We start from the raw sequence: 23,016 nt of genomic DNA on the forward strand, positions 1-23,016 counted from the left end.
GCCCCGTGCGTCCTCGTCCAGGTGTAACGATTTCCGCAATACGGTCGATTCTCCCGACCGTTCGTGCCCAACACCCTTGACACATCCAGTCACTTGGCTCCCTACTGGATCCTGCGCATCACCCTGACAACGTTGTCCAACGCGCACTTCCTCGGGAGGAATGGCTCGGCATGCAGCCCCGACATGGTTCTCGCACAAGACAAAGCCGCACAGCCGCACTCATTGCGGCTTCACTGGTCCTGGCCGTGACCGCCCCGACGGCGGCCGCCGCGCAGTCGGCAAGTTCCCCCGAAAGGGGTGAAAAGCCCACAGCCGACCAGACGTTCACCTCCTCGTTCGAGGCAGATGAAAAGCAGCCGGACTGGCGTAACACCGTGGAAGAGGGGCTTGACGGAAAAAAGCGGTCATCGGGCATCGATGGCGGATTCTCGTCCGGAATACCGGGCAATGTCACCGGTAAGGTCACAGATGTCCGAGCCAGTGACGAGAACACCGGCGGCGGTGAGGTGAAGGAGAACCTCATCGACGGGGAGTCCGCCACCAAGTGGCTGACCTTCGCGCCCACCGCCTGGCTGGAGTTCGATCTCGCCGAACCGGTCAAGGTCGTGACCTACGCACTTACTTCGGCCAACGACTACGACGAGCGCGACCCGAGGAACTGGACGCTCCAGGGCTCCGCCGACGGCAAGACGTGGAAGGACCTCGACTCCCGGACCGACCAGTCCTTCAGCGAGCGCTTCCAGACCAAGTCGTACGACATCACGGCCGACACGGCCTACCAGCACTTCCGTCTGGACATCACGAAGAACAACGGCGCCTCGAACATCACCCAGCTCGCCGACGTCCAGTTCTCCGACGGCAACACCAGCACGCCGACGCCCGACGAGATGCGCAGCCAGATCGACCGCGGCCCGTCCGGGTCCCCCACGGCCAAGGCCGGCGCGGGCTTCACGGGCAAGAAGGCCCTGCGCTACGCGGGCACGCACAAGGCGGACGGCCGGGCGTACTCGTACAACAAGATCTTCGACGTCGACACGGCCGTCACCCGGAACACCGAACTCTCCTACCTCGTCTACCCGCAGATGGGCGAGACGGACCTCTCGTACCCGGCCACGCATGTGTCGGTCGACCTAGCGTTCACCGACGGCACGTACCTGAGCGATCTGGGTGCCACCGACAGCCACGGCGGTCCGCTGACCCCGCAGGGCCAGGCCGACGCCAAGCGGCTGTACGTCAACCAGTGGAACAAGGTCGCCTCGCGCATCGGCACGGTCGCGGCCGGGAAGACCGTCGACCGGATCCTGGTGGCGTACGACTCCCCCAAGGGCCCGGCGAAGTTCCAGGGCTGGATCGACGACATCAAGCTCGCCCCGAAGGCCCCGGAGAAGCGCCGGGCACATCTGTCCGACTACGCGTCGACGGTACGGGGCACCAACTCCAGCGGCGGCTTCTCGCGCGGAAACAACTTCCCCGCCGCCGCCGTCCCGAACGGCTTCAACTTCTGGACGCCGGTCACCAACGCCGCTTCGACGAGCTGGCTGTACGACTACCAGCGCGCCAACAACGCCGACAACCTGCCCACGCTCCAGGCGTTCAGCGCGAGCCACGAGCCGAGCCCGTGGATGGGCGACCGGCAGACGTTCCAGCTGATGCCGTCGGTGGCCAAGGACACCCCGGACGCCTCCCGCACGGCGCGCGCGCTGCCGTTCAAGCACGAGAACGAGACCGCGAAGCCGCACTACTACGGGGTGACGTTCGAGAACGGCCTCAAGGCCGAGATGACGCCGACCGACCACGCGGCGCGGATGCGCTTCACGTACCCCGGTGACGACGCGTCCGTCGTCTTCGACAACATCTCCAACGACGGCGGGCTCACCCTCGACCCGGGGACCAGCTCCTTCACCGGCTTCTCCGACGTGAAGAGCGGCCTCTCCACCGGCGCCACCCGGCTCTTCGTCTACGGCGTCTTCGACGCCCCGGTCACCGCGAGCGGCAAGCTCAAGGGCGGCGGCGGTGACGACGTGACGGGCTACCTCCGCTTCGACGCCGGCAAGGACCGTACGGTCAACCTGCGCCTGGCCACCTCGCTGATCAGCATCGACCAGGCGAAGCAGAACCTCGCCGCCGAGATCCCCGCGTCCCGTTCCTTCGGCCACGTCGAGGACCGGGCGCAGCAGGCCTGGGACGACATCCTGGGCAAGGTGGAGGTCGAGGGCGCGGACGCCGACCAGCTGACGACGCTCTACTCCAGCCTGTACAGGCTGTACCTCTACCCGAACTCGGGCTTCGAACGGGTCGACGGCAGGGACCAGTACGCCAGCCCGTTCTCGCCGCAGATCGGCTCGGACACCCCCACCCACACAGGGGCGAAAATCGTCGACGGCAAGGTGTACGTCAACAACGGCTTCTGGGACACCTACCGGACGACGTGGCCCGCGTACTCCTTCCTCACGCCGAAGAGGGCCGGCGAGATGGTCGACGGCTTCGTCCAGCAGTACAAGGACGGCGGCTGGATCTCCCGCTGGTCCTCCCCCGGCTACGCCGACCTGATGACCGGCACCTCGTCGGACGTCGCGTTCGCGGACGCGTACGTCAAGGGCGTGAAGTTCGACGGCGAGGCGGCGTACGAGGCGGCCCTGAAGAACGCCACCGTGGTTCCGCCGACGTCGGGTGTCGGCCGGAAGGGGATGGCGACCTCCCCGTTCGTGGGCTACGCGAACACGTCGACGCACGAAGGGCTGTCCTGGTCGCTGGAGGGCTACCTCAACGACTACGGTCTCGCGCAGATGGGCCAGGCGCTCTACAAGAAGACGAAGAAGGAGCGGTACAAGGAGGAGTCGGAGTACTTCCTGAACCGGGCCCGCGACTATGTCGAGCTGTTCGACTCCAAGGCGGGCTTCTTCCAGGGCAGGACCGCCAAGGGTGACTGGCGGGTCGCCTCCGACAGGTACGACCCGCGGATCTGGGGCTACGACTACACGGAGACGAACGGCTGGGGCTACGCGTTCACGGCTCCGCAGGACAGCCGCGGTCTGGCGAACCTGTACGGCGGCCGCGACGGCCTGGCGAAGAAGCTCGACACGTACTTCTCCACCCCGGAGACGGCCGGTCCCGAGTTCGTCGGCTCGTACGGCGGTGTCATCCACGAGATGACGGAGGCCCGTGACGTACGGATGGGCATGTACGGCCACAGCAACCAGGTCGCGCACCACGTCACGTACATGTACGACGCGGCGTCGCAGCCCTGGAAGACCCAGGAGAAGGTCCGCGAGGTCCTCGGCCGCCTCTACACGGGCAGCGAGATCGGCCAGGGCTACCACGGCGACGAGGACAACGGCGAGCAGTCGGCCTGGTACCTCTTCTCCTCACTCGGCTTCTATCCCCTGGTAATGGGCAGTGGCGAGTACGCCATCGGCTCGCCGCTCTTCACGAAGACCACCGTCCACCTGGAGAACGGCCACGACCTCGTGGTCAAGGCCCCGAAGAACAGCGCGAAGAACATCTACGTGCAGGGCCTGAAGGTCAACGGCAAGAAGTGGACGTCCACGTCGCTGCCGCACGAGCTGCTTGCCAAGGGTGGCGTCCTGGAGTTCGACATGGGTGCCAAGCCGTCGGCGTGGGGCACGGGCAAGAACGCGGCCCCGACCTCGATCACCCAGGACGACCAGGTGCCGTCGCCGAAGAAGGACGTCCTGAAGGGCGAAGGCGCGCTGTTCGACAACACGTCGGCCACGACGGCGACGGTGACCGGCGCGGTGGAGCTCCCGGTCGGGTCGGCGACGAAAGCGGTCCAGTACACGCTGACCTCGGGCGCCGCGGCGAAGGCGCCGACGGGCTGGGTCCTGCAGGGCTCTGCGGACGGCACGACATGGAAGGACCTCGACAAGCGGTCCGGGCAGTCGTTCGCTTGGGACAAGCAGACCCGGGTGTTCTCGGTGGGCACGGCGAGAACGTACGCGCGCTATCGCCTGGTGCCGGTCGGTGAGGGGACCCTGGCGGAGGTGGAGCTGATCTCCTGACCTCTCCACTCCGTGAACGGCCGGTACCTCGGGCGAGGTACCGGCCGTTCTTTCGTCCCACGGTGCAGCCGAAGTCGGTCGCCGGATCGGGCCGGCCGCCGAGGAGGCGGGAGGTACGGGGACGGCATCCCCGGCGGTCCGCGGCGCTCGGGCTCAGGACGACACGGTCGCAGCCGAGGTCCCCTTGAGCTCGATCTCGACGAAGGCCAGCCAGGCACTGCCGGTATTGACGACATCGTGCTCGCCACCGGCCGGACGGGCGTACGACTCACCGGCCCGGAGCTGCGACTCGGTCACCGACCCGTCGGGCGCGAAGGCACTGATGACACCGTCGACGACCGGCACGACCACGTAGTCGTACGCATGGACATGGCGGCCGGTACGCGTCCCGGGCTCGAAGTCCCAGCGGGTGACCCGCACCCGATCGTCCTCGTGCTGCATGCTCGGGCGAGCGGTTGTCGTCATCGGCCTGCTCCTCGCTGTTGGTTCATGCTCGTTCTCCGGGCCGAACAAGCCCACGTCACAGGCTTGATCGCCGTGTCGTACCAGCCGAATATACGTGCCGCCACCAGCGCCGCACCGGCACGCCGGGATCCGGCAGGAGGGCCTGTTCAGGGGCCCGCCCGTCTCCTGCGCTGCCGCGATGAGCGTGCGGGACGCGATGCGTGCCGACATGGGGACGGACGCGATGGACTGAACAGCGCGGGCCTGCTCAGGCCTGCTCGGGCGACTCCGGGACCGCGGCGCGGAAGAGACTCTCGGGCAGGGCCAGGTTCAGGGCGGTGATGACGGGCTTCCCGTGCTCGGTGCCGAGCCGGGAGACGGCCCCGGTGGCGAGCTGGAACATGGTGCCCCCGGCCGGAGCCAGCCCCAGATAGCGGGCGGTGAGCACGCGCAGGAAGTGGGAGTGCGCAACGAGAGCGATGTCCGCGTTCCCTACCTGTTCGGCGGCCGTCCGGATCTCGGTGAGCACGCGGTCGGCGCGCCTGCCCACCTCAGCCGGCGTCTCCCCGGGGTGTGCCTCGGGGCCGGGGGTGACGCCATCGGTCCACAGGTTCCACGAGGGCCGGGTCCGGTGGATCTCGACGGTGGTCACGCCCTCGTAGCCGCCGTAGTCCCACTCGCGCAGGTCAGGTGTGACACGGGGCGAGTCGAGGCCGGCGAGCTCGGCGGTGCGCCGGGCGCGCAGGGCCGGGCTGACCAGGGTGAGCCCGATCTTCCGGTCGGCGATCAGCGGCGCGAGAGCGCGGGCCTGACGCTCGCCGAGGTCGGTCAGGGGCAGATCGGTGTGGCTCGTGTGCCGCCCGTTCCGGGACCACTCGGTCTCGCCGTGCCGGATCAGGATCAACTCGCCCATGGGTGCCATCCGCTCTTCGTACTGGTCGCGCCGCGTGCTGCGGATGTTGCAAACCCGCTGATCCACGATTGCATTCCGGACCGTCCACGATGGGGTGGCCGGTACCGTGTTTCCGAGTCCGGGGACCTCGTGTCCGGCTACATTCCGCCACATGCCGCACCCCAAGGAACTGGACCCGTACACCAACCCGCGAGCCTTCTACGGCTCCGAATTACGCCGCCTGCGCGAGGCCGCCGGGTTGTCCCAGGAGCAGCTGGGCGAGCGGGTGTTCTGCTCGGGCTCGTACATCGGGCAGTTCGAGTCGGCGAATCGGCGGCCGCAGATCGACGTGTCCCGCGTCTTCGATCAGCTCTTCGGTAGCGGGGAGCATCTGGAGCGGTTGTGCCGGCTGGCCCGCAAGTCCAAGGTGGCAAGCTACTTCGCCGATGCTGCGGAACTTCAGGAGCGCGCCAAGTCGATCGAGGAGTATTCATCCTTGGTGGTGCCGGGACTTCTGCAGACCGAGGCGTACACACGGGCCCTGACTCAGGCCGCTCAGCCATTCGCCACGTCGTCCGTCGTCGAGGGGCACGTCAGGACCCGGATGGATCGGGCACACCTGCTCGACTCCCCAACGGCCCCCATTCTGTGGGTCATTGTCCACGAGGCTGCCCTCCGCGTGCTGGTGGGCGGAGCCTGCGTCATGGCTGAGCAACTCACACACCTCGCCGAGCAGACCCGGTCACGTACGCGCCTCATCGCTCAAGTGTTTCCGTTCTCCGCCGGGGCGCCCCCGTTCCTGGACACCTCGGTCACACTGATGCGCTTCAACGATGCCCCACCTGCCGTGTACACCGAAGGCGCTTACGGCGGCCAACTCATCGAGGAAACATCGGTGGTGGACCAGTTCGGTTCCGCATACGATCTGGCCAGGGCTGCCGCGCTGTCGCCGGAGGCATCCCTGGCCCTGATCGAATCGGCGGCGAAGGACTATGCGACCGATGACTACCGCAGCTGATCTGACCACGGCAACCTGGCGTAAGTCCTCCTACAGCAACGGGGACGGCGGCAACTGCGTAGAGGTGGCCCACGGCGCTCCGGGCCTCGCCCCCGTGCGCGACAGCAAGATCACGGACGGTCCGGTGCTCGTGTTCGGCGCGGCCGGCTGGATGGCCTTCGTCGAGGGGGTCAAGAGCCATGCGTTCTGAAGCAGTTCAGTAGGCACATCGGAGGTCCGGCCGGTCGTCACACGGCCGTCGTCGTGTTCGCACAGGCCACCGCCGCCCGGATCCGTACGCCACTGACCGCCTGGCTTCCGGTCAAGGTCCCCCGCCCCACGCGAGTCAGGCGTTCGCGTCGAGCAGCAGCTCCGCCATTCCCCGTGCCGCCAGGGCCGGATGGGCGTCCGGGCGGGTCACCGCGTGGGCCAGGGTGCCGTCGATCAGGACCAGGAGCTGATTGGCGCCGAACTCCGGGGCCGGGTGGCCGTAGCGGGTCAGTTCGCTGGTGAACAGCTCGTGCAGGCCGTCCTTGAAGGCGCGGACCTCCACGTGCGCGGGGTGCCCGGGGTCGGTGAGGGCCAGGTCCGCCGACGTGTAGCGACAGCCGCGGAACGTCGGGCGCTGGGTGACGTTCTCCAGCTCGTCGAAGACCGCGAGGATCCGCCGGCGCGGATCGTCACCGGCGTCGTCCATCATCTGGCGGTAGCGGTCCTCGCCCGGGTAGCTGCGCAGGAGTTCGGCGATCAGACCGCCCTTGCCGCCGAAGTGCTGGTAGAGCGAGCGGCGGGCGACCCCGGCCTGCTTGAGGATCGCATCCACCCCCACGTGCACGCCACGGGTGTACGTGAGGTCACGGGCCGCTTCCAGCAGCCGCTCGCGGGGTCCCGGTCTCGTTGTCGTCACACCCAATTCTGACACGGTTGACGGTAGAACCACCGGTCTATCCACTATGAGACACCCTGGATGTAGATTGATCGCACGCCTCCGCCATCCGCACCAGGCCCAGATTCGTCGCGTTCGCGATCAAAACGGCCAGCAGGTTCCGCTTCAGTTCCGGCGAGCGGGTCTGCTTGCCGCCGACATGCGTGAAGCAGTCCAGGAACCCGGTACGGCGGTCCAGTTCCACCTGCAGCGAGGCGATCGGGGCCAGCGGCAGCAGCTCGGACAGCTCCTCCTTGAGCGCGGCGGCCTCGGTCGATGAACCCCACGTCCGCCGGCGTCAGCGTGAAGAACCGGATCAGCTCTTCCTTGTTGATCTCCGGGAAGCCCCGCAGTCGCGCCAGCTCGTCATCCGCGAACACCCGCGTCGCCACCAGGACCCCCACCGTCGCTCACCCGCGGATGCCCAGTCATATCGACGGCTTACCGCACTGCGCGGTGAACGAGCCAGCTACCGCATACGACACGGGATCACGGCAGGTCAGCGGCGTTCGCAGCCATATTCGTTACCGACCTGGTCGGCCGGGACGCCTCGGGCGCCCTCTATCTGTACGCGGGCACCGGCAACGCCGCCGCACCGTACAAGTCCCGGTCGTGATCGGCACAGGTGGTTGGAACACATTTGGAACACATATCGCCTGCTCTTTTATTCAATTGGCAGTTCTCCCACCTGAGTCCATGACACCATTCGGGTGAAAAAAATGCGGCCCGCCTGCGCTCGTGGGCGGGCCACAACTCATCCCGATCCATGGAGTACTTCGTGGCCAAATCCTCTGGCCGTAAGCACAGACGCATAGCCGCCCGCGCGGCGGCCGCGGCACTCACCGCCGCCCTCGTCGGAACCGGCACCTCCGCAGTCGCCGCCGACGCCCCGAGCGCCCAGCCCTCCCTGGGTGCCGACACCGCGCAGCCCCGCGCGGCAGCGGCCGCCGCCGCTGCGACCACCCCGGTCTTCGCCCTCTACGGCATCGACTCGACCGGCACCGCGTACTCGTACACGCCCACCGGCACGGGTGGCCTCACCGCCCGCGACAAGGCCGGTGACGGCTGGAAGCCCGTCAACTCCGTCCTGCAGGTGGACAACGGCGCCGACGGAGACGCGGACGGCATCTGGTCCCGCGAGGGCTCGACCCTCTACTACCAGAACTTCGACGTCACCACCCAGACCAAGGTCGGCAGCGGCTGGAACATCTACAACAAGCTGGTCTCCCCGGGCAACCTGGGCGGCGCCGGCGCGGGCGATCTGCTCGCCCGCGACAGCAGCGGCAATCTGTACCTCTACCTGAACTACGGCAACGGCAAGCTGACGAGCCGTTACAAGGTCGGCAGCGGCTGGGACATCTACACCCAGCTCGCCGGCAACGGCGACCTGACGGGTGACGGCAAGAACGACCTCGTCGCCCGCGACAAGGCCGGAGTCCTCTGGCTGTACAAGGGCACGGGCAACTACAAGGCCCCGTTCGCCACCCGTACCAAGATCGGCGCCGGCTGGAACACGTACAACTACCTCATCTCCAGCGGTGACCTGAACCTCGACGGCAAGACCGACCTCATCGCGCGCGACACGACCGGGGCTCTGTGGAGCTACCAGGGCACCGGCAACGCGGCCGCCCCGTTCAAGGCCCGCGTGAGGATCGGTACCTCCGGCTGGAACACCTACCGCCTGCTCTTCTGAGCCGTCCGGTAGCCGGGAACACCCCGTGCACAACGAAGGGCCGCATCCCCGTCACCGGGGATGCGGCCCTTCCGCCGTGGTGCGCCGATCCCTACTTGCGGATCAGGCTGCGGAGCACGTACTGCATGATGCCGCCGTTGCGGTAGTAGTCCGCCTCACCGGGGGTGTCGATGCGGACGACCGCGTCGAACTCCACACCGGTGTCGGTGGAGACCTTCACCGTGCGCGGCGTGGTGCCGTTGTTCAGCTCGGTCACGCCGGTGAAGGAGAAGGTCTCCTCGCCGGTGAGGCCGAGAGCCTCGGTGGTCGCGCCCTCCGGGAACTGGAGCGGGAGGACGCCCATGCCGATGAGGTTCGAGCGGTGGATGCGCTCGTACGACTCGGCGATGACGGCCTTGACGCCGAGGAGCGCGGTGCCCTTGGCGGCCCAGTCGCGGGACGAGCCGGAGCCGTACTCCTTGCCCGCCAGGATGACCAGCGGGGTGCCGGCGGCCTGGTAGTTCTGCGAGGCGTCGTAGATGAACGACACGGGCGCATCGGCCTGGGTGAAGTCGCGGGTGTAGCCACCCTCGGTGCCCGGGGCGATCTGGTTGCGCAGGCGGATGTTCGCGAACGTGCCGCGAATCATGACCTCGTGGTTACCGCGGCGCGAGCCGTACGAGTTGAAGTCGCGGCGCTCAACGCCGTGCTCCGTCAGGTACGTGCCGGCCGGGGTGTCGGCCTTGATCGCACCGGCCGGGGAGATGTGGTCGGTGGTGACCGAGTCGCCCAGCTTCGCCAGCACGCGGGCGCCGGTGATGTCGGAGACCGGGGTGGTCTCCATCGTCATGCCCTCGAAGTAAGGGGGCTTGCGCACATAGGTGGACTGCGGGTCCCACTCAAAGGTGTTGCCGGTCGGGATCGGCAGCGCCTGCCACTGGGCGTCGCCCGCGAAGACGTCCTGGTAGGACTTGTTGAACATGTCCTCGCCGATGGAGTTGGCGACGACGTCGTTGACCTCGGCCTCGGTGGGCCAGATGTCCGCGAGGTAGACCGGCTTGCCGTCCTGGTCGATGCCCAGGGCGTCCTTGGTGATGTCGACCTTCATCGAGCCGGCGATGGCGTACGCGACGACCAGCGGCGGGGACGCCAGGTAGTTCATCTTGACGTCGGGGTTGATCCGGCCCTCGAAGTTACGGTTGCCGGAGAGCACCGAGGTCACGGCCAGGTCGTGCTCGTTGACCGCCTTGGAGACCTCCTCCGGCAGCGGGCCGGAGTTGCCGATGCAGGTGGTGCAGCCGTAGCCGACGAGGTTGAAGCCGACCTTGTCGAGGTACGGGGTCAGGCCCGCCTTGTCGAAGTAGTCGGTGACGACCTTGGAACCCGGGGCGAGCGTGGTCTTGACCCACGGCTTGCGGGTCAGGCCCTTCTCGACCGCCTTCTTGGCCACGAGCGCCGCGGCGACCATGACGTACGGGTTCGAGGTGTTGGTGCAGGACGTGATCGCGGCGACGGTGACGGCGCCGTGGTCGATCTCGTACGTCGTCCCGTCGGGGGCCGTGACCGTGGTCGGACGCGACGGCACACCGTTGGAGGAGGCCGGGGCGTCGGACGCCGGGAAGGACTCCTTGCCGGCCTCCTCGTCCTCGGAGACGTAGTTGCGGACGTCCTGCGCGAACTGCTGCGAGGCGTTGGCGAGGACGATGCGGTCCTGCGGGCGCTTCGGGCCGGCGATGGAGGGGACGACCGTGGCGAGGTCGAGCTCCAGCTTCTCGGAGAAGTCCGGCTCGGCGGCCGGGTCGAGCCAGAGGCCCTGCTCCTTGGCGTACGCCTCGACGAGCGCGACCTGCTGCTCGTCACGGCCGGTCAGGCGCAGGTACTTCAGCGTCTCGTCGTCGATCGGGAAGATCGCGGCGGTGGAGCCGAACTCCGGCGACATGTTGCCGATGGTGGCGCGGTTCGCGAGGGAGGTGGCGGCGACGCCCTCACCGTAGAACTCGACGAACTTGCCGACGACGCCGTGCTTGCGGAGCATCTCGGTGATGGTCAGCACGAGGTCGGTGGCGGTGGTGCCGGGCTTCAGCTCGCCGGTCAGCTTGAAGCCGACGACGCGCGGGATGAGCATGGAGACCGGCTGGCCGAGCATCGCGGCCTCGGCCTCGATGCCGCCGACGCCCCAGCCCAGCACGCCGAGGCCGTTGACCATGGTGGTGTGCGAGTCGGTGCCGACGAGGGTGTCGGGGTACGCCTGGCCACCCCGGACCATGACCGTACGAGCCAGGTGCTCGATGTTGACCTGGTGAACGATGCCGGTGCCCGGGGGGACGACCTTGAACTCGTCGAAGGCGGTCTGGCCCCAGCGCAGGAACTGGTAGCGCTCCTTGTTGCGGCCGTACTCCAGCTCGACGTTCTGCGCGAACGCGTCGTTGGTGCCGAACTTGTCCGCGATGACGGAGTGGTCGATGACCAGCTCGGCCGGCGCGAGGGGGTTGATCTTCGCCGGGTCGCCGCCGAGCTCCTTCACGGCCTCACGCATGGTGGCGAGGTCCACGACACACGGAACACCGGTGAAGTCCTGCATGATCACGCGGGCCGGCGTGAACTGGATCTCCTGGCTGGGCTGGGCCTGGGAGTCCCAGCCACCCAGCGCCCGGATATGGTCGGCGGTGATGTTCGCGCCGTCCTCGGTGCGGAGCAGGTTCTCCAGCAGCACCTTCAGGCTGTAAGGGAGGCGCGCGGAGCCCTCGACCTTGTCCAGCTTGAAGATCTCGTACGACTCGTCGCCCACGCGCAGCGTGCTGCGGGCGTCGAAGCTGTTCGCCGACACGACAGTCTCCTTCATCAATGTGCGCGTACCACCGCGCCGCGCCTCATTACGGCGGGCGCCGCGTGGTGCCGCCTACGGCTCCTCGACCATCCGCTAAGGTAAGGCTTAGTTAGGTAACCCTTACCATTCGGCGGCGCGGTGCACCTTCGGCAGATATCTCGATGTCGAGATAACTCTAGTACATCACCGCGGAACGGTCATGCCCGGCTGCCCGTGACCGCTCTCATCCAATCGAGGCGTTTACTCAGCGAACCCAGTCGTGCGGGTGATCGCACTGGGGGTGCCGAGTGGCTGTACCGGTTGGGGTGGATCTTGCGGAACCGTACGTCGAGCTGTCGTACATGGACGCCGCACATGAGTCTCGACGGCGTCCGCTGCTGGACTGTGTGACGGCTCGGTTCGAGGACGTGGCGCTGCTGACTCCCGACGAGTTGGGCAGGCTGTCTCCGGTCGAGCGGTCTCTCCATGACGAGGACCGGCTCGACCATCACGCCCGGATGCTCGTGGTCGCCACCTCGTTCGTCGAGAAGACAGTGGCCTGCGGCCGTCGGCTGGTCCTGCTCAACCGGCACGCAATCAGCGCTCGCCGCAGCCTGATGGATTCCCGGCCACACGGCGCAGAGGGGCTCGCACCGCACCAGTCCCGGCAATGCCCATGCCTACGGCACTCACCGCCGACAGGAGCCCAGCCGCTGAAGGCTGAACCATGAAATTGAGGGCAAGCGACCAGACCAAACCGGCGACGACGGCCACCACTATCGCGACTCCCCATCGGAGAACTCGGGAGATACCCGACGTGACCACGATAAGAACGCCCGCGACTGCGGTCACCATGAGCGCCGCTACCAACACGGCGCCCCAGGGCATGCCGGGAATCTCTGAGCCGAATGCCGCACGACGTGTGGTCTCCCGACTGGAGATCCACACGTAGAGTGCGGCGCCGATACAGACTTCGGCTATTGCACCCCACGCAAGGTAGTAGCTCCTCGTGTGCCCGCCCCCGGCGCTTCGCCCCATGCTCCGTGACTCTACTCGGTCATGGGCATGGCACCGCTGTCACTTGCAAACTCTGACGCTCTGTCACAAGAGGCTTCACCGCCTACGCAAAACAACCCAACTCAATCAAGAACATCCGGAGAATCCATCTCACTCAACCTAGTCCACGCAGGTAAACGCGACTCAGACGACTAACTTCGATGCGACAGGTCAGCCCGTACGATGCCGCCCGCTCTCGCACCGGCCTCCTCGGCGCGGCGCGGCGCGGCAGTCGTCCGCTCGGCAACGCGCGGCAGCTGCCCGAGCCGGCTGCCGACCGTGCTCAGGAGTTCTCGGCCAGGACCTCGTTGCGCGGCACGGCGCTCCTCCGCTCCCGCACATGGGCATGGGCCACGAGACCGAGGAGAAGCGCGAGGAGCGCGACCGACGAGCCCACCGTCCCGAGGTCGAGACCCCCCTTGGCGACAGGCTTGGTGAGGAAGTCGCCGACGGTGGCCCCGAGAGGGCGCGTGAGCACGAACGCGATCCAGAACAGCAGGACGTTCGGCACGACAGGCACCCGCATGAGTGCGAGAAGCACCGCGAGCAGCCCGGTGACGAGAAGCGCGCCGCCCGCATAACCGAGTCCGGAGCTGTCGGACAGGAAATCACCCATGGAAGTGCCGAGCGTGTTCGAGACGAGAATCGCCGACCAGAAGAGAGCCTCCCCGCGAAAGGTGACGATGTCGCGGATGGAGAACGTCAGCCCGGTGAACTTCCAGATGACGAAGATGGCAATAAGGAGCGAGATCAGAATCGCGGCTCCCGTGGGGTACCCCAGCCCCAGGCCTTGCGGTCCCCAGCCCAGCGACGTGGCCCCGCCGGAAAGGTACGTGGAGCTGGCGTCACGGTTCATGAAGTCGGACATCGTGGTGCCGGCCATGCTGGTGGACAGGATGACGGTCCAGTAGAAATAGGGGTTGTAATGGGTGGACCTCAGCTGCACGACCAGCGTCACGACAAAGATCAGGAACAGCGCGACCGTGGTGAGGAAGTAGCCGAGCCCGAGGGTCTGGGCGAACAGGTCGCCGGCCGTCTCGCCGAGCGTCGTCGCGGCGATCTTCATGATCCAGAAGGCCAGGGTGACCTCCGGCAGCTTCTTCATCACAGAGTGACCGGTGCCGGTGTTCAGGCCGGTAAGGAATTCAGACTTTTCCAATGTCAATCACTCCTGGTCGGTCGATCGGCGCCTCGCCCTCCCGGAGTGAGCACCTTCCACGTCATGAATGAGTGGACATCACAGTGTTGCGGGCGCGAGGCATCCCGTTACTCGATGGCGCTGCGTGTCCGCAGGTATTTATTACTTCTTTGAATACGGAGACGAGCGTGCCGCCTTCCGCTGATTCGGGGACACGGTGGCGGTCTTTGTTTTCGGCGCCATGGACACCGACCGATCCTGCCCGGCACATCGCCCAGGTCCGGGGCGACTGCGCCGGCACCCGCGGGGGCGGGAACGGGGCGCCGGGGCGCACCACCCCCGGCTACTGTCGCGCCAGGGCGCTACGACGCAGGCGGCGCGCCCCTCCGGGGGGAACGCCGCCGGGGCGCACCGGCTCGGGGAGACCCGCCGCACTCCGGCAGGATCACGCTGTCCGCGGTGTGACTCCCGGACGGATGTGCGCGGCGCGCTCCGTGCCACCCGCGCGGACGCGCCCCGCATGCCGGACCGCCGCACCGGTCGGACGATGGGTACGGCCGGCACGCACCCGGAATCGGAGACGGGCCGCCGCGGCAACGGTCAACGCCCACCTCCCCCACCATCCCCCACACTTCCCGTTCTCACCTGCTCCCATCGCACCCATCACCCGAATGCCACACCCCCGTACGATCTTCATCTCATATCTGAGATAACCTGGCGCCATGTCAGACGACTACCTCGTACGCATCGGCAAGCTCATACGTGACGCCCGTCAGCACCGGGGCTGGACACAGAGTCAGCTTGCGGAGGCCCTCGCCACCAGCCAGAGCGCCGTGAACCGCATCGAGCGCGGCAATCAGAACATCAGCCTTGAGATGATTGCCCGCATCGGTGAAGCACTCGACAGTGAGATCGTGTCGCTCGGCTACGCCGGGCCGATGCATCTGCGGGTCGTCGGCGGGCGCCGGCTCTCCGGCTCGATCGATGTCAAGACCAGCAAGAACGCCTGCGTGGCCCTGCTCTGCGGCTCGCTGCTCAACAAGGGCCGTACGGTGCTGCGCCGGGTCGCCCGGATCGAAGAGGTCTACCGCCTCCTCGAAGTGCTGAACTCCATCGGTGTGCGCACCCGATGGATCAACGACGGGACCGATCTGGAGATCGTCCCGCCGGCCCGGCTCGACATGGCCGCCATCGACGCGGACGCCGCCCGGCGGACCCGCTCCATCATCATGTTCCTCGGCCCGCTGCTGCACCGCATGGACCGGTTCACACTGCCGTACGCCGGCGGCTGCGACCTCGGCACCAGGACCATCGAGCCGCACATGATCGCGCTGCGCCGGTTCGGCCTGGAGATAGCCGCGACCGAGGGTCTCTACCACGCCCAGATAGACCACTCGGTGACCCCGGGCAGGCCCATCGTGCTGACCGAGCGCGGCGACACGGTGACGGAGAACGCGCTGCTGGCCGCGGCCCGCCACGACGGCACGACCGTCATCCGCAACGCCTCGTCCAACTACATGGTCCAGGACCTGTGCTTCTTCCTGGAGGCGCTGGGCGTACGGGTCGACGGCGTCGGTACGACGACGCTGACCGTGCACGGTGTCCCGCACATAGATGTGGATGTCGACTACTCCCCCTCCGAGGACCCGGTCGAGGCGATGAGCCTGCTCGCCGCCGCCGTGGTGACCGAGTCCGAGCTGACGATCCGCCGGGTACCGGTCGAGTTCCTGGAGATCGAGCTCGCGGTGCTGGAGGAGATGGGCGTCGACTGCGACCGCACGACGGAGTACCCGGCGGACAACGGACGTACCCGGCTGGTCGATCTGACGGTCCGGCCCTCCAAGCTGGAGGCCCCGATCGACAAGATCCACCCCATGCCGTTCCCCGGTCTCAATATCGACAACGTGCCGTTCTTCGCGGCCATCGCAGCCGCGGCGCAGGGCAAGACACTCATCCACGACTGGGTCTACGACAACCGCGCGATCTACCTGACGGACCTCAACCGGCTGGGCGGCCGCCTCCAGCTCCTGGACCCGCACCGGGTCCTGGTGGAGGGCCCCACCCGGTGGCGCGCGGCCGAGATGATGTGCCCGCCCGCGCTGCGGCCCGCCGTGGTGGTACTGCTCGCGATGATGGCGGCCGAGGGGACCTCCGTACTGCGCAATGTGTATGTGATCAACCGCGGTTACGAGGAGTTGGCGGAACGGCTCAACTCGGTGGGCGCGCAGATCGAGATCTTCCGCGACATCTGACCGGCGCGGTGTCGTGCCCGTTGAGGGCAAGGGGCAACGGGCTGCCAAGCCGCAGCGCCTGTCACTGGTGGAGGAGAACCGGCGGCTGCTCGCGGAGCAGGACCGCATCCGTGAGCTGCGCCGCAAGCAGAGCCAGCCGAAGAAGTAGTCCGGCAGTGCCAGCTCTCCTGGCTGTCAACCAGGAAGCCTGCGCCATGGCTTGTCGTACCGCCTCCCGCACTGCTGGCAGACGGCTGAGAACATTGCTGCTGAGGCCGTCATCCGCTCCGACGGCTCCGCGTCCTCTCTTCCGTGCGGGAGCGTCGCGACCAGGAGCGGCGTCGTGCATGTGCAGACCGGCGGAGCAGACGGCGGGGTGCGGGGCGGGGCCACCGCCTGCGGGGCGTACGGCACCGGCGCGGGCGGAATGCTGGGGACAGCACGTGAACGCTGCTCCGGTACGGCCGGGGCCTGCCGTTGCCGGATGGGCGGAACCTCAAGGATGATCACCCAGTATTCGCCCCCTGCATCGGCCGCGGGGCGCAACGCGTGCTTGAGGAACTGTGCTCCTCGGTGGGTACTGGTGAACATCAGGCGCAGCCCGACCAGGAGCCGCGCTGCCTGGTCGTCCACCTGGTCCGGTTCCGGATCGATGACGGCGATGGGAAGCTGTTGTCACCGACAAGAGGGATGCCGCCGGCGTACCGGGCGTCACCGATGCTCCATCCGACGGCCGCTACCCGGCCCCTGTCCCGCGCGAGCCGTGTGACCGCATGGTCTGCGACGTGTTTTCGTTCTCCGAGTTGGGGAGGCTTGCCGCCCCGCGTCCGCGCAGCCCGTTCCTCCTGGGCCATCACCCGGCGCACCCTCCTTTGCGCCAGCGACCGGCGTGCCTGCTGCTGTGCTTCCTTGCTCCCGCGTAAGGCCAGCTCACGCTGGCGCTGCTGCGCCAGTCTGGCTGTCTCCGCCTCCTTCTCCACCTCCTCCGCCAGCCGACCTGCTCGATGTGTGGCTCAGCGAACAACAGCAGGCGGACTCACGGACGAATCCGGCTCTCAATCCGCTGAACAAAGCGTGTGTCTCCTGGGTAATCGCCATCGAAGCAGCGGACGTTCCGCCCCCTCGCCTGCGCGCCGAGAAACTGCGCACGTCTACTGACAAGGAGCACCAGAGTCCGGAGGAACAGCGATTTGGTGCAGCTGGATCATCGTGATAGAGCAACCGCTATGCCGCTGTAAAAACGCTGACAGCCGCGGGCCTACGGCCTGCGACCCGCGCCCTCGCCACGTCCACTGAATGAAGGTCTCCAACACCGACAGTTTCTGAGCCGAAGATTCAGTAAAGCCGCATTCAGGTTCGAACCCGAGACCTACGTATGACGAGACCGTGAGCGTTCGTGTTACCTCGTGCTCCGTCGCGCTGCGTGGTGACACTTTGCCTGATCAGAGCCCGTGCGACGGGTTGACCTGTGCCACCCCGTGATGCACTGTCCAAAGGCGTCTGTCCACCGGCTGTCCACCGACGGGGCTGCTTGGCCAGCCTCCTTCCGCCGCCCCATCGCTTCTGGCGAAACCCCCGACAGGGGCGGAGCCTGACATGAGGACGACTGTCTATTTCTCACAAGGAGCGACCGCGCAGCACGCCGCCACGAACGCCGCAGCCTCCACCCACGAGGGCACCCCCGATCGAAACGATATCTATCGCAGCCGATGAATGGTATCATTTCGCTGGTAGAAGCATCTCTGAGAGGACCATTCACATGGCCAGAACCGTCATCGACCTCGATGAAGACATGGTCACCGAGGCCATGCGCATCTTCGGGACCAAGACGAAGGCCAAAGCCGTCCGCCTCGCCATGGAAGACGCAGTCAAGAGGCACCTGCGACAGGAGGGCTTCGACGCCATGGAGGCCGGCGAGCTCGACTTCAGTGAGATCGTCGAGAACACCGGGCCCCGCAACGCAGACGGCTCCCTCAAACACAACGGCGACCGCGACGGAGGCCGGGCCGCCTGATGCAAGACCGCTACCTGATCGACAAGTCCGCCCTCGCCCGCTGGACGAAGCCGAGCGTCAAGGAGGTGCTCAAGCCTCTGCACGAACGTTACCTCCTCGCCGTGTGCCAGCCCACCGAGTTCGAGATGATCCACTCCGCACGGGATGGCGCAGAGGCGACACGCATCAGCACCTGGCTCCACGCCTTCGACTACCTGCACAGCGACGACGACACCTTCACCCGCGCGCTGGAGGTCCAGCGCCACGCACTCAACGCGGGCTTCCACCGCGCCCTGTCGCTCCCCGACCTCCTCATCGCCGCCACCGCGGAACTGAACCGGCGAACCGTCCTCCACTACGACGGCGACTTCGACATGATCGCCTCCCTCACCGGCCAGCCCACCGAATGGGTCGTCCCGCCCGGCAGCGCCGACCGTTGAGCAGGTCGAGCCTCCCAGCCGCTCTCGGGGGCGGGCACATCCATTGCGGCAGCGTGGTGCCCCGGACGGGGCGAGGACCTGGTGGGCGTAGGCGGCGGGGCAGGCTCGGGGCGACGACGGCCTCGCCGGTGGCGACTGCATGGGATGCCGGCCATGAGTTCCTGGGGGGCGAGCGTCCTTGAGCAGGAAGGCGCCGGCACCGGCGCGCAGATCCTCGTAGGCCTACTCGTCCATGTCGAAGGTGGTGTCATCGATGAGGACGCGGGTGCGACCGCCGGTAGCGACGATCTGGCGGGTCGCCTCGGCCGATGAACCGGTTCTCCGGCCCGGGGCGTGCCTGCGCGACGAGCCGCCGCACCGGAAGCCGCAGTCATCCGTTCCGCAGCGACATCAGCCATGCCAGGTCGGCCGCGGCCTGACGGCGGACCGTCTGTTCACGGGTGAACAGCTCCTGGGTCTTCGTCAGCACCATTGTGTACGGCCGCCCCTGCCGCCTGGTCTGGTGGTGCACCGGCAGCTCGGCCGAGTCGATCCTGGTGTGCACATGCCTCCGTCCCTCCTTCGCCAGCGGCCATTCGAGGACCCGCCGCGACCGGGAGCCGAGGAACGCACCGAGAACAGCGCACAGCTCGCAGCCGCACCCGGTCCAGGCGATGGACCAGTCGTCAGCAGCGCGCGGCGCCCGCTCGCACACCACGCGGAGCCGGTCCGCGCAGTCCCGCGCGATCGCGTCGAGCCCCGCCACACCCCGCTCGGCCGACGTGCTCGCCTCCGCGGCGCGGCGCAGCAGCGGCATCAGGCACTCGAGCACCGTGTCCCCGCGTTCACGCAGCGTCGCCAGGATCCCGTCCCACAGTTCTTCGTCGGCCGCCGCCAGGACGTGTCCCAGCGGCAGGGCCAGCTGCTGCAGCTGCGCACGGCGGATCTCGGCCGGCCCGGTCATGGTCCACAGCTGCAGGCCGCTGTCCACAGCAGCCCAGACCCCGGCGGACAGCAGCCGCGCCACCGCCGGCGCGCGACGGGCACGCAGCGACGCGCACAGCTCCGGCAAACGCTCCGTCCACTGGTACTGCTGCGAGTCGAGGCGGTGGGCCGACGCGAACCAGACCTCGACGACCCGGCGCATCCACCCGGTTCCGTACCGCTCGGCTGCCACGGCCAATGCGTCCGCGTGCTCCGGGCCGAGCGCGCTTGCTTGGAACGGCTCCAGCAGCATCGCCGCGGTCTCGGACGCCTCCAGGCTCGCAGCCACCTGCAACGCGCGGTCCAGCAGCTCACGTTGCGGGCGGGTGCGCTTCCAGAAGGGGGCGAGGGACTGCGCCTGGTCTCGCGCCCGGTCCAGGTCGCCCCTCGCGATGCCAACGCGCAGTTCCTCCAGGGCCCACCCCGATCCGGCCTCGCCGCGGGCCACGAAGGCCCGCTCGCGCGGCCACACAACCACCGCGGCCCGCCGGTACCACCGGTCGAGCGTGTTGCCGTAGTTGCCCATGTAGCCCTCGTACTGGGATTCGTAGGGCGTCAGGGCCGCGCTCGCGGTACTCGCGCACACCTCGTAGTCGTGAATCCGCAACGAGATCTGCTCGCCGCCGGCGCCGTCCGGACCGGTCCACCAGCCCAGGGTGACCTCGTCGTCGATCAGCTCCTGGAGGACGTAGTCCCCGTCCGCGCCCGCATCGCCGTCGCCGTCCTCATCCTCGTCATCCTCGTCGTACCCGTAGTCGTCCCAGGGATCGTCCCCCTCGGGACAGGCATCCCAGGTCTCCTTCACCTCGGCCAGCGCGAGCACCGACTCGCACCCGGCCTGCCCGGCGGCGGCGCGCAGCAGCGCGGCACGCCCCGCGTCGGCGCCCTTGAGCCGCTCCCAGCTCAGGCCCCGCTGGGTGTACTCGTGATCGAGCAGATACACGAGCCGGGTCGGCGGATCCGACTCGCGGCTGCCGTAACGCGGCGTGACGGGCGAGCCGAAGTGCCGGCCCAGACTGTGTGCCAGCTCCGCCAGCGGCCCGGAGGCCTCTGCTGGAGTCCCCGGCTCGGCGAGCAGGTTGAAGGTGAGCGTTACCCGGTACCCGGTTCGGACCGGAGTGACCTGGTGCCTGCAGTCGGCGTAGAAGGCGACGAGGGTCAGATCCGTCTTCGATGCGCGGTAGGCGCACTCCTGCCCGGCGTGCTCTACGACCAGTTCTCCCCCTGTGTGCGCCGAAGGCAGGGAGAGCACCAGCGTGCCCACCATGGCGTCGTCCTTCTCCGAGTCCTGGTGCGGAAGGAAGAACTGTCCCTTCCCGTACACCAGCATCGCGTGCGGCTCGGCCCGCAGCCGGGTCGCCGACGGAAGCGCGAGAGCGCCCCGGAAATGCTCCAGCGCGCCACTCAGCAGCGACGGCCAAGCAGGACCGGAAAGACCGATCTGATCCGGGCCGATCTGCCAGGTGTCACGCACGCTGGTGTCGCTCAGCGTCTCCTCGCCCTTTCCGAACAACGCCGGCCGTGCCACCGAGATCAGCCGCTTCACCTGGGGCGCCCGCAGCGGAAGGCCCACCGGCCCAACCCCGGCCACCTCAAGGCCCAGGCCGGCCGCAGGCGCTTCCAGCCGGGCGCTGAAAGTCCCCGCCGTCTTCACCCCGCCGAGCAGCCCAGCCAGCCGTTCCCTCGGTGCCGCCACCGCACGCCTGCCCTCCGGCCCCTGCGGGCCCGTCGTTCTCGGCTCGATCTTACGAACCCGACAGCACCGCCAGGACCGTAACCGTGGATGGGCCCCGAACGAGGGATCATATCCAGGTCCCGTGAGATGAGCCGCAGCGCACGGCGGTAGGCTGCGCGGCTGTGAGCTAGTACCAGTACTACGAGTTCCAGACCATCGACCGGCCATTGACGAAGGACGAGCTCGAAGAGGTGCGGGCGCTGTCCAGCCGGGCCGGGATCAGCGCGACGCACTTCGTCAACGAGTACCACTACGGCAGCTTCCGCGGCGATGAGCGCGAACTGATGGAGCAGCTGTACGACGCGCACCTGTACTTCGCCAACTGGGGCTCGCGGCGCCTGATGCTGCGCCTGCCCACCACGCTGCTGCCCGCCCGCAACGCCGAACCCTACTGCGCGGAAGCCGCCTTGACCTGCTGGACCAGGAAAGGGCACCTGCTGCTCGACTTCTCCTACGAGGCCGAGGACGGCGGCGAGTGGGACTTCGAGACCTCCTTCACTCTCGCCTTCTTCACCACCCTGCGTACCGAACTCGCCGCGGGCGACCTGCGCCCCCTCTATCTGGCCTGGCTCTCCGCGCTCACCCGCTGGGAGCTGGAGGCCGACGTCGACGAGGACGAGTACACCCACGCCATCGAGCCGCCCGTACCCGCTGGCCTTGCCCGACTCACGGGCCCGCAGCAGGCCTTGGCCGACTTCCTGCACGTCGACCCGCATCTGCTCACCGCGGCTGCCCGCGCCAGCGGTGCCGCCCCTTCCCAGGCAATCGACAAGGACGCGCTCACCGCCTGGATCCGCGCCCTCCCACCACACGAGAAGGACACCCTGCTGCTGGACACAGCCCTGGGCACCGCCCCACAGCCGGGCCCCACGCTGCTGGCCCGCCACAGCGCCGCGGCCCGTCGTACAGCCGAACACACCACCCCTACCCGGCGCCGCTCAGCCGCGGAGCTCCTCGACGCCGCCCACGAGGTGCGCAGCGAGCACACCCGACAGCAAGAGCAGGCCCGCGCCCAGGCCCGCCGAGCCGAACGGCGGGCCCGCGAGAGCCACCTGAACCGCCTGGCCGAGAACGCCGAGCAAGCCTGGCAGGACATCGCCCGCCTGATCGGGCAGAAGCAGCCCAGCCCCTACGACGCCGCCGTCACCCTCCTGAAGGATCTCCGCGAGGTCCACGACCGGGCGGACACTCCCGAGGAGTTCGCCCGGCGCCTGCACGACCTGCGCGAACAGCACCGCGGCAAACCCTCGCTGATGCGGCGCCTCACCAACGCAGGCCTGACGACCCGCTGAGAGCCTGTCGGGTGACCTTCGATCGGAGAGCGGACGCGGCGTGGTGCGTGCGATTCCAAGGCGCCGGGATGGCCTCGTAGCGAAGCTACTAGGGCATTTCGGCAACGCCGGAAGCGTGCGTGCCACGCCGTGACCGCCCGATCAGAGGTCGCCCGACAGGCTCTGAGGCCCGGTCAGGTATGGCCGCGTGGGCCCTCGGCCAGGAGGCGGAGCGCGGCGAGGACGGCCGAGCGGCCAGTCGCGGACAGGGAGATCGGAGCGCTGGCCTCGTTGTTTCACAGCGGCAGTCGGTTGATCTTGCGTCCGTGATGTCGCGTGGATTCCTGTCCGGGGACGGTGCCGGTCAGGGGTGCGCGTCGGCTGACGTGCCGGATGACGCCGGGTTCCACGGGCCCGGGACCTGCTGGTGGCCC

The 23,016-nt window shown here is 68.0% G+C and carries 17 protein-coding genes and 1 pseudogene; 10 read left to right on the top strand and 8 right to left on the bottom strand.

The window, feature by feature from the left end; translation table 11 throughout:
- The first annotated feature begins 170 nt into the window (after positions 1–170).
- Complete coding sequence (locus ACGFSA_RS24880; protein ID WP_393307717.1) at positions 171–4,019, top strand: GH92 family glycosyl hydrolase; 3,849 nt, start codon at positions 171–173, stop codon at positions 4,017–4,019.
- Positions 4,020–4,172: 153 nt separating this feature from the next.
- Here the strand turns inward: ACGFSA_RS24880 and ACGFSA_RS24885 are convergent, their stop codons facing one another.
- Complete coding sequence (locus tag ACGFSA_RS24885) at positions 4,173–4,484, bottom strand: cupin domain-containing protein (protein WP_393307719.1); 312 nt, start codon at positions 4,482–4,484, stop codon at positions 4,173–4,175.
- A gap of 247 nt (positions 4,485–4,731) precedes the next feature.
- Entirely contained in the window at positions 4,732–5,376 is a 645-nt protein-coding gene (locus ACGFSA_RS24890; protein ID WP_393307747.1) for a histidine phosphatase family protein, read from the bottom strand.
- A 151-nt stretch (positions 5,377–5,527) separates the two neighbouring features.
- Between ACGFSA_RS24890 and ACGFSA_RS24895 the strand changes: the two genes are divergently transcribed.
- A complete protein-coding gene (locus tag ACGFSA_RS24895; RefSeq protein WP_393307721.1) occupies positions 5,528–6,373 on the top strand; it encodes a Scr1 family TA system antitoxin-like transcriptional regulator in 846 nt (281 codons plus the stop codon).
- A complete protein-coding gene (locus tag ACGFSA_RS24900) occupies positions 6,357–6,563 on the top strand; it encodes a DUF397 domain-containing protein (protein ID WP_393307722.1) in 207 nt (68 codons plus the stop codon). Before ACGFSA_RS24895 ends, ACGFSA_RS24900 begins: the two co-directional genes overlap by 17 nt.
- Positions 6,564–6,698: 135 nt before the next feature.
- On the opposite strand, the gene ACGFSA_RS24905 is transcribed toward ACGFSA_RS24900, so the two are convergent.
- Both ACGFSA_RS24905 and ACGFSA_RS24910 read right to left on the bottom strand, forming a co-directional pair.
- Entirely contained in the window at positions 6,699–7,259 is a 561-nt protein-coding gene (locus ACGFSA_RS24905; RefSeq protein WP_393307723.1) for a TetR/AcrR family transcriptional regulator, read from the bottom strand.
- A gap of 37 nt (positions 7,260–7,296) precedes the next feature.
- On the bottom strand, positions 7,297–7,482 hold the full coding sequence (locus tag ACGFSA_RS24910) for a Tn3 family transposase (protein ID WP_393307725.1): 186 nt from the start codon (positions 7,480–7,482) through the stop codon (positions 7,297–7,299).
- Between the two features lie 573 nt (positions 7,483–8,055).
- On the opposite strand from ACGFSA_RS24910, the gene ACGFSA_RS24915 reads away from it, so the two are divergent.
- Positions 8,056–8,970 carry an FG-GAP repeat domain-containing protein gene (locus ACGFSA_RS24915; RefSeq protein ID WP_393307727.1) on the top strand — a complete coding sequence of 305 codons (915 nt, stop codon included), beginning with the start codon at positions 8,056–8,058 and terminating at the stop codon, positions 8,968–8,970.
- Positions 8,971–9,061: 91 nt separating this feature from the next.
- Here ACGFSA_RS24915 and acnA read toward each other — a convergent pair whose 3' ends face one another.
- A complete protein-coding gene (gene acnA / locus ACGFSA_RS24920; protein ID WP_393307729.1) occupies positions 9,062–11,776 on the bottom strand; it encodes an aconitate hydratase AcnA in 2,715 nt (904 codons plus the stop codon).
- Between the two features lie 305 nt (positions 11,777–12,081).
- On the opposite strand from acnA, the gene ACGFSA_RS24925 reads away from it, so the two are divergent.
- The gene (locus ACGFSA_RS24925) at positions 12,082–12,486 is read left to right on the top strand and encodes a hypothetical protein (RefSeq protein ID WP_393307731.1); all 405 of its coding nucleotides are present in this window, start codon (positions 12,082–12,084) and stop codon (positions 12,484–12,486) included.
- Between the two features lie 608 nt (positions 12,487–13,094).
- Here the strand turns inward: ACGFSA_RS24925 and ACGFSA_RS24930 are convergent.
- Complete coding sequence (locus ACGFSA_RS24930; RefSeq protein WP_393307733.1) at positions 13,095–13,970, bottom strand: hypothetical protein; 876 nt, start codon at positions 13,968–13,970, stop codon at positions 13,095–13,097.
- Positions 13,971–14,671: 701 nt separating this feature from the next.
- Here ACGFSA_RS24930 and ACGFSA_RS24935 point away from each other — a divergent pair.
- The 4 genes from ACGFSA_RS24935 (at position 14,672) to ACGFSA_RS24950 (ending at position 18,613) form a co-directional block, all read left to right on the top strand.
- Complete coding sequence (locus tag ACGFSA_RS24935; RefSeq protein ID WP_393307735.1) at positions 14,672–16,201, top strand: helix-turn-helix domain-containing protein; 1,530 nt, start codon at positions 14,672–14,674, stop codon at positions 16,199–16,201.
- A gap of 13 nt (positions 16,202–16,214) precedes the next feature.
- Positions 16,215–16,349 (top strand): hypothetical protein, encoded by a 135-nt coding sequence (locus ACGFSA_RS24940; protein ID WP_393307737.1) that lies wholly within the window; start codon positions 16,215–16,217, stop codon positions 16,347–16,349.
- 1,590 nt (positions 16,350–17,939) lie between these two features.
- On the top strand, positions 17,940–18,194 hold the full coding sequence (locus ACGFSA_RS24945; protein WP_013001761.1) for a type II toxin-antitoxin system VapB family antitoxin: 255 nt from the start codon (positions 17,940–17,942) through the stop codon (positions 18,192–18,194).
- Entirely contained in the window at positions 18,194–18,613 is a 420-nt protein-coding gene (locus ACGFSA_RS24950; RefSeq protein WP_393307739.1) for a PIN domain nuclease, read from the top strand. The genes ACGFSA_RS24945 and ACGFSA_RS24950 overlap by 1 nt, the downstream gene beginning before the upstream one ends.
- Before the next feature lie 88 nt (positions 18,614–18,701).
- On the opposite strand, the pseudogene ACGFSA_RS24955 reads toward ACGFSA_RS24950, so the two are convergent.
- Both ACGFSA_RS24955 and ACGFSA_RS24960 read right to left on the bottom strand, forming a co-directional pair.
- Positions 18,702–18,916: pseudogene (locus tag ACGFSA_RS24955) on the bottom strand (DNA-binding response regulator); the annotation flags it as partial.
- A 67-nt stretch (positions 18,917–18,983) separates the two neighbouring features.
- The gene (locus ACGFSA_RS24960; protein WP_393307741.1) at positions 18,984–21,272 is read right to left on the bottom strand and encodes a 2OG-Fe(II) oxygenase; all 2,289 of its coding nucleotides are present in this window, start codon (positions 21,270–21,272) and stop codon (positions 18,984–18,986) included.
- 206 nt (positions 21,273–21,478) lie between these two features.
- On the opposite strand from ACGFSA_RS24960, the gene ACGFSA_RS24965 reads away from it, so the two are divergent.
- Positions 21,479–22,603 carry a hypothetical protein gene (locus tag ACGFSA_RS24965; RefSeq protein WP_393307743.1) on the top strand — a complete coding sequence of 375 codons (1,125 nt, stop codon included), beginning with the start codon at positions 21,479–21,481 and terminating at the stop codon, positions 22,601–22,603.
- Positions 22,604–23,016 lie beyond the last annotated feature (413 nt).

The organism is Streptomyces sp. NPDC048496 (assembly GCF_043200055.1).
GTDB lineage: Bacteria > Actinomycetota > Actinomycetes > Streptomycetales > Streptomycetaceae > Streptomyces.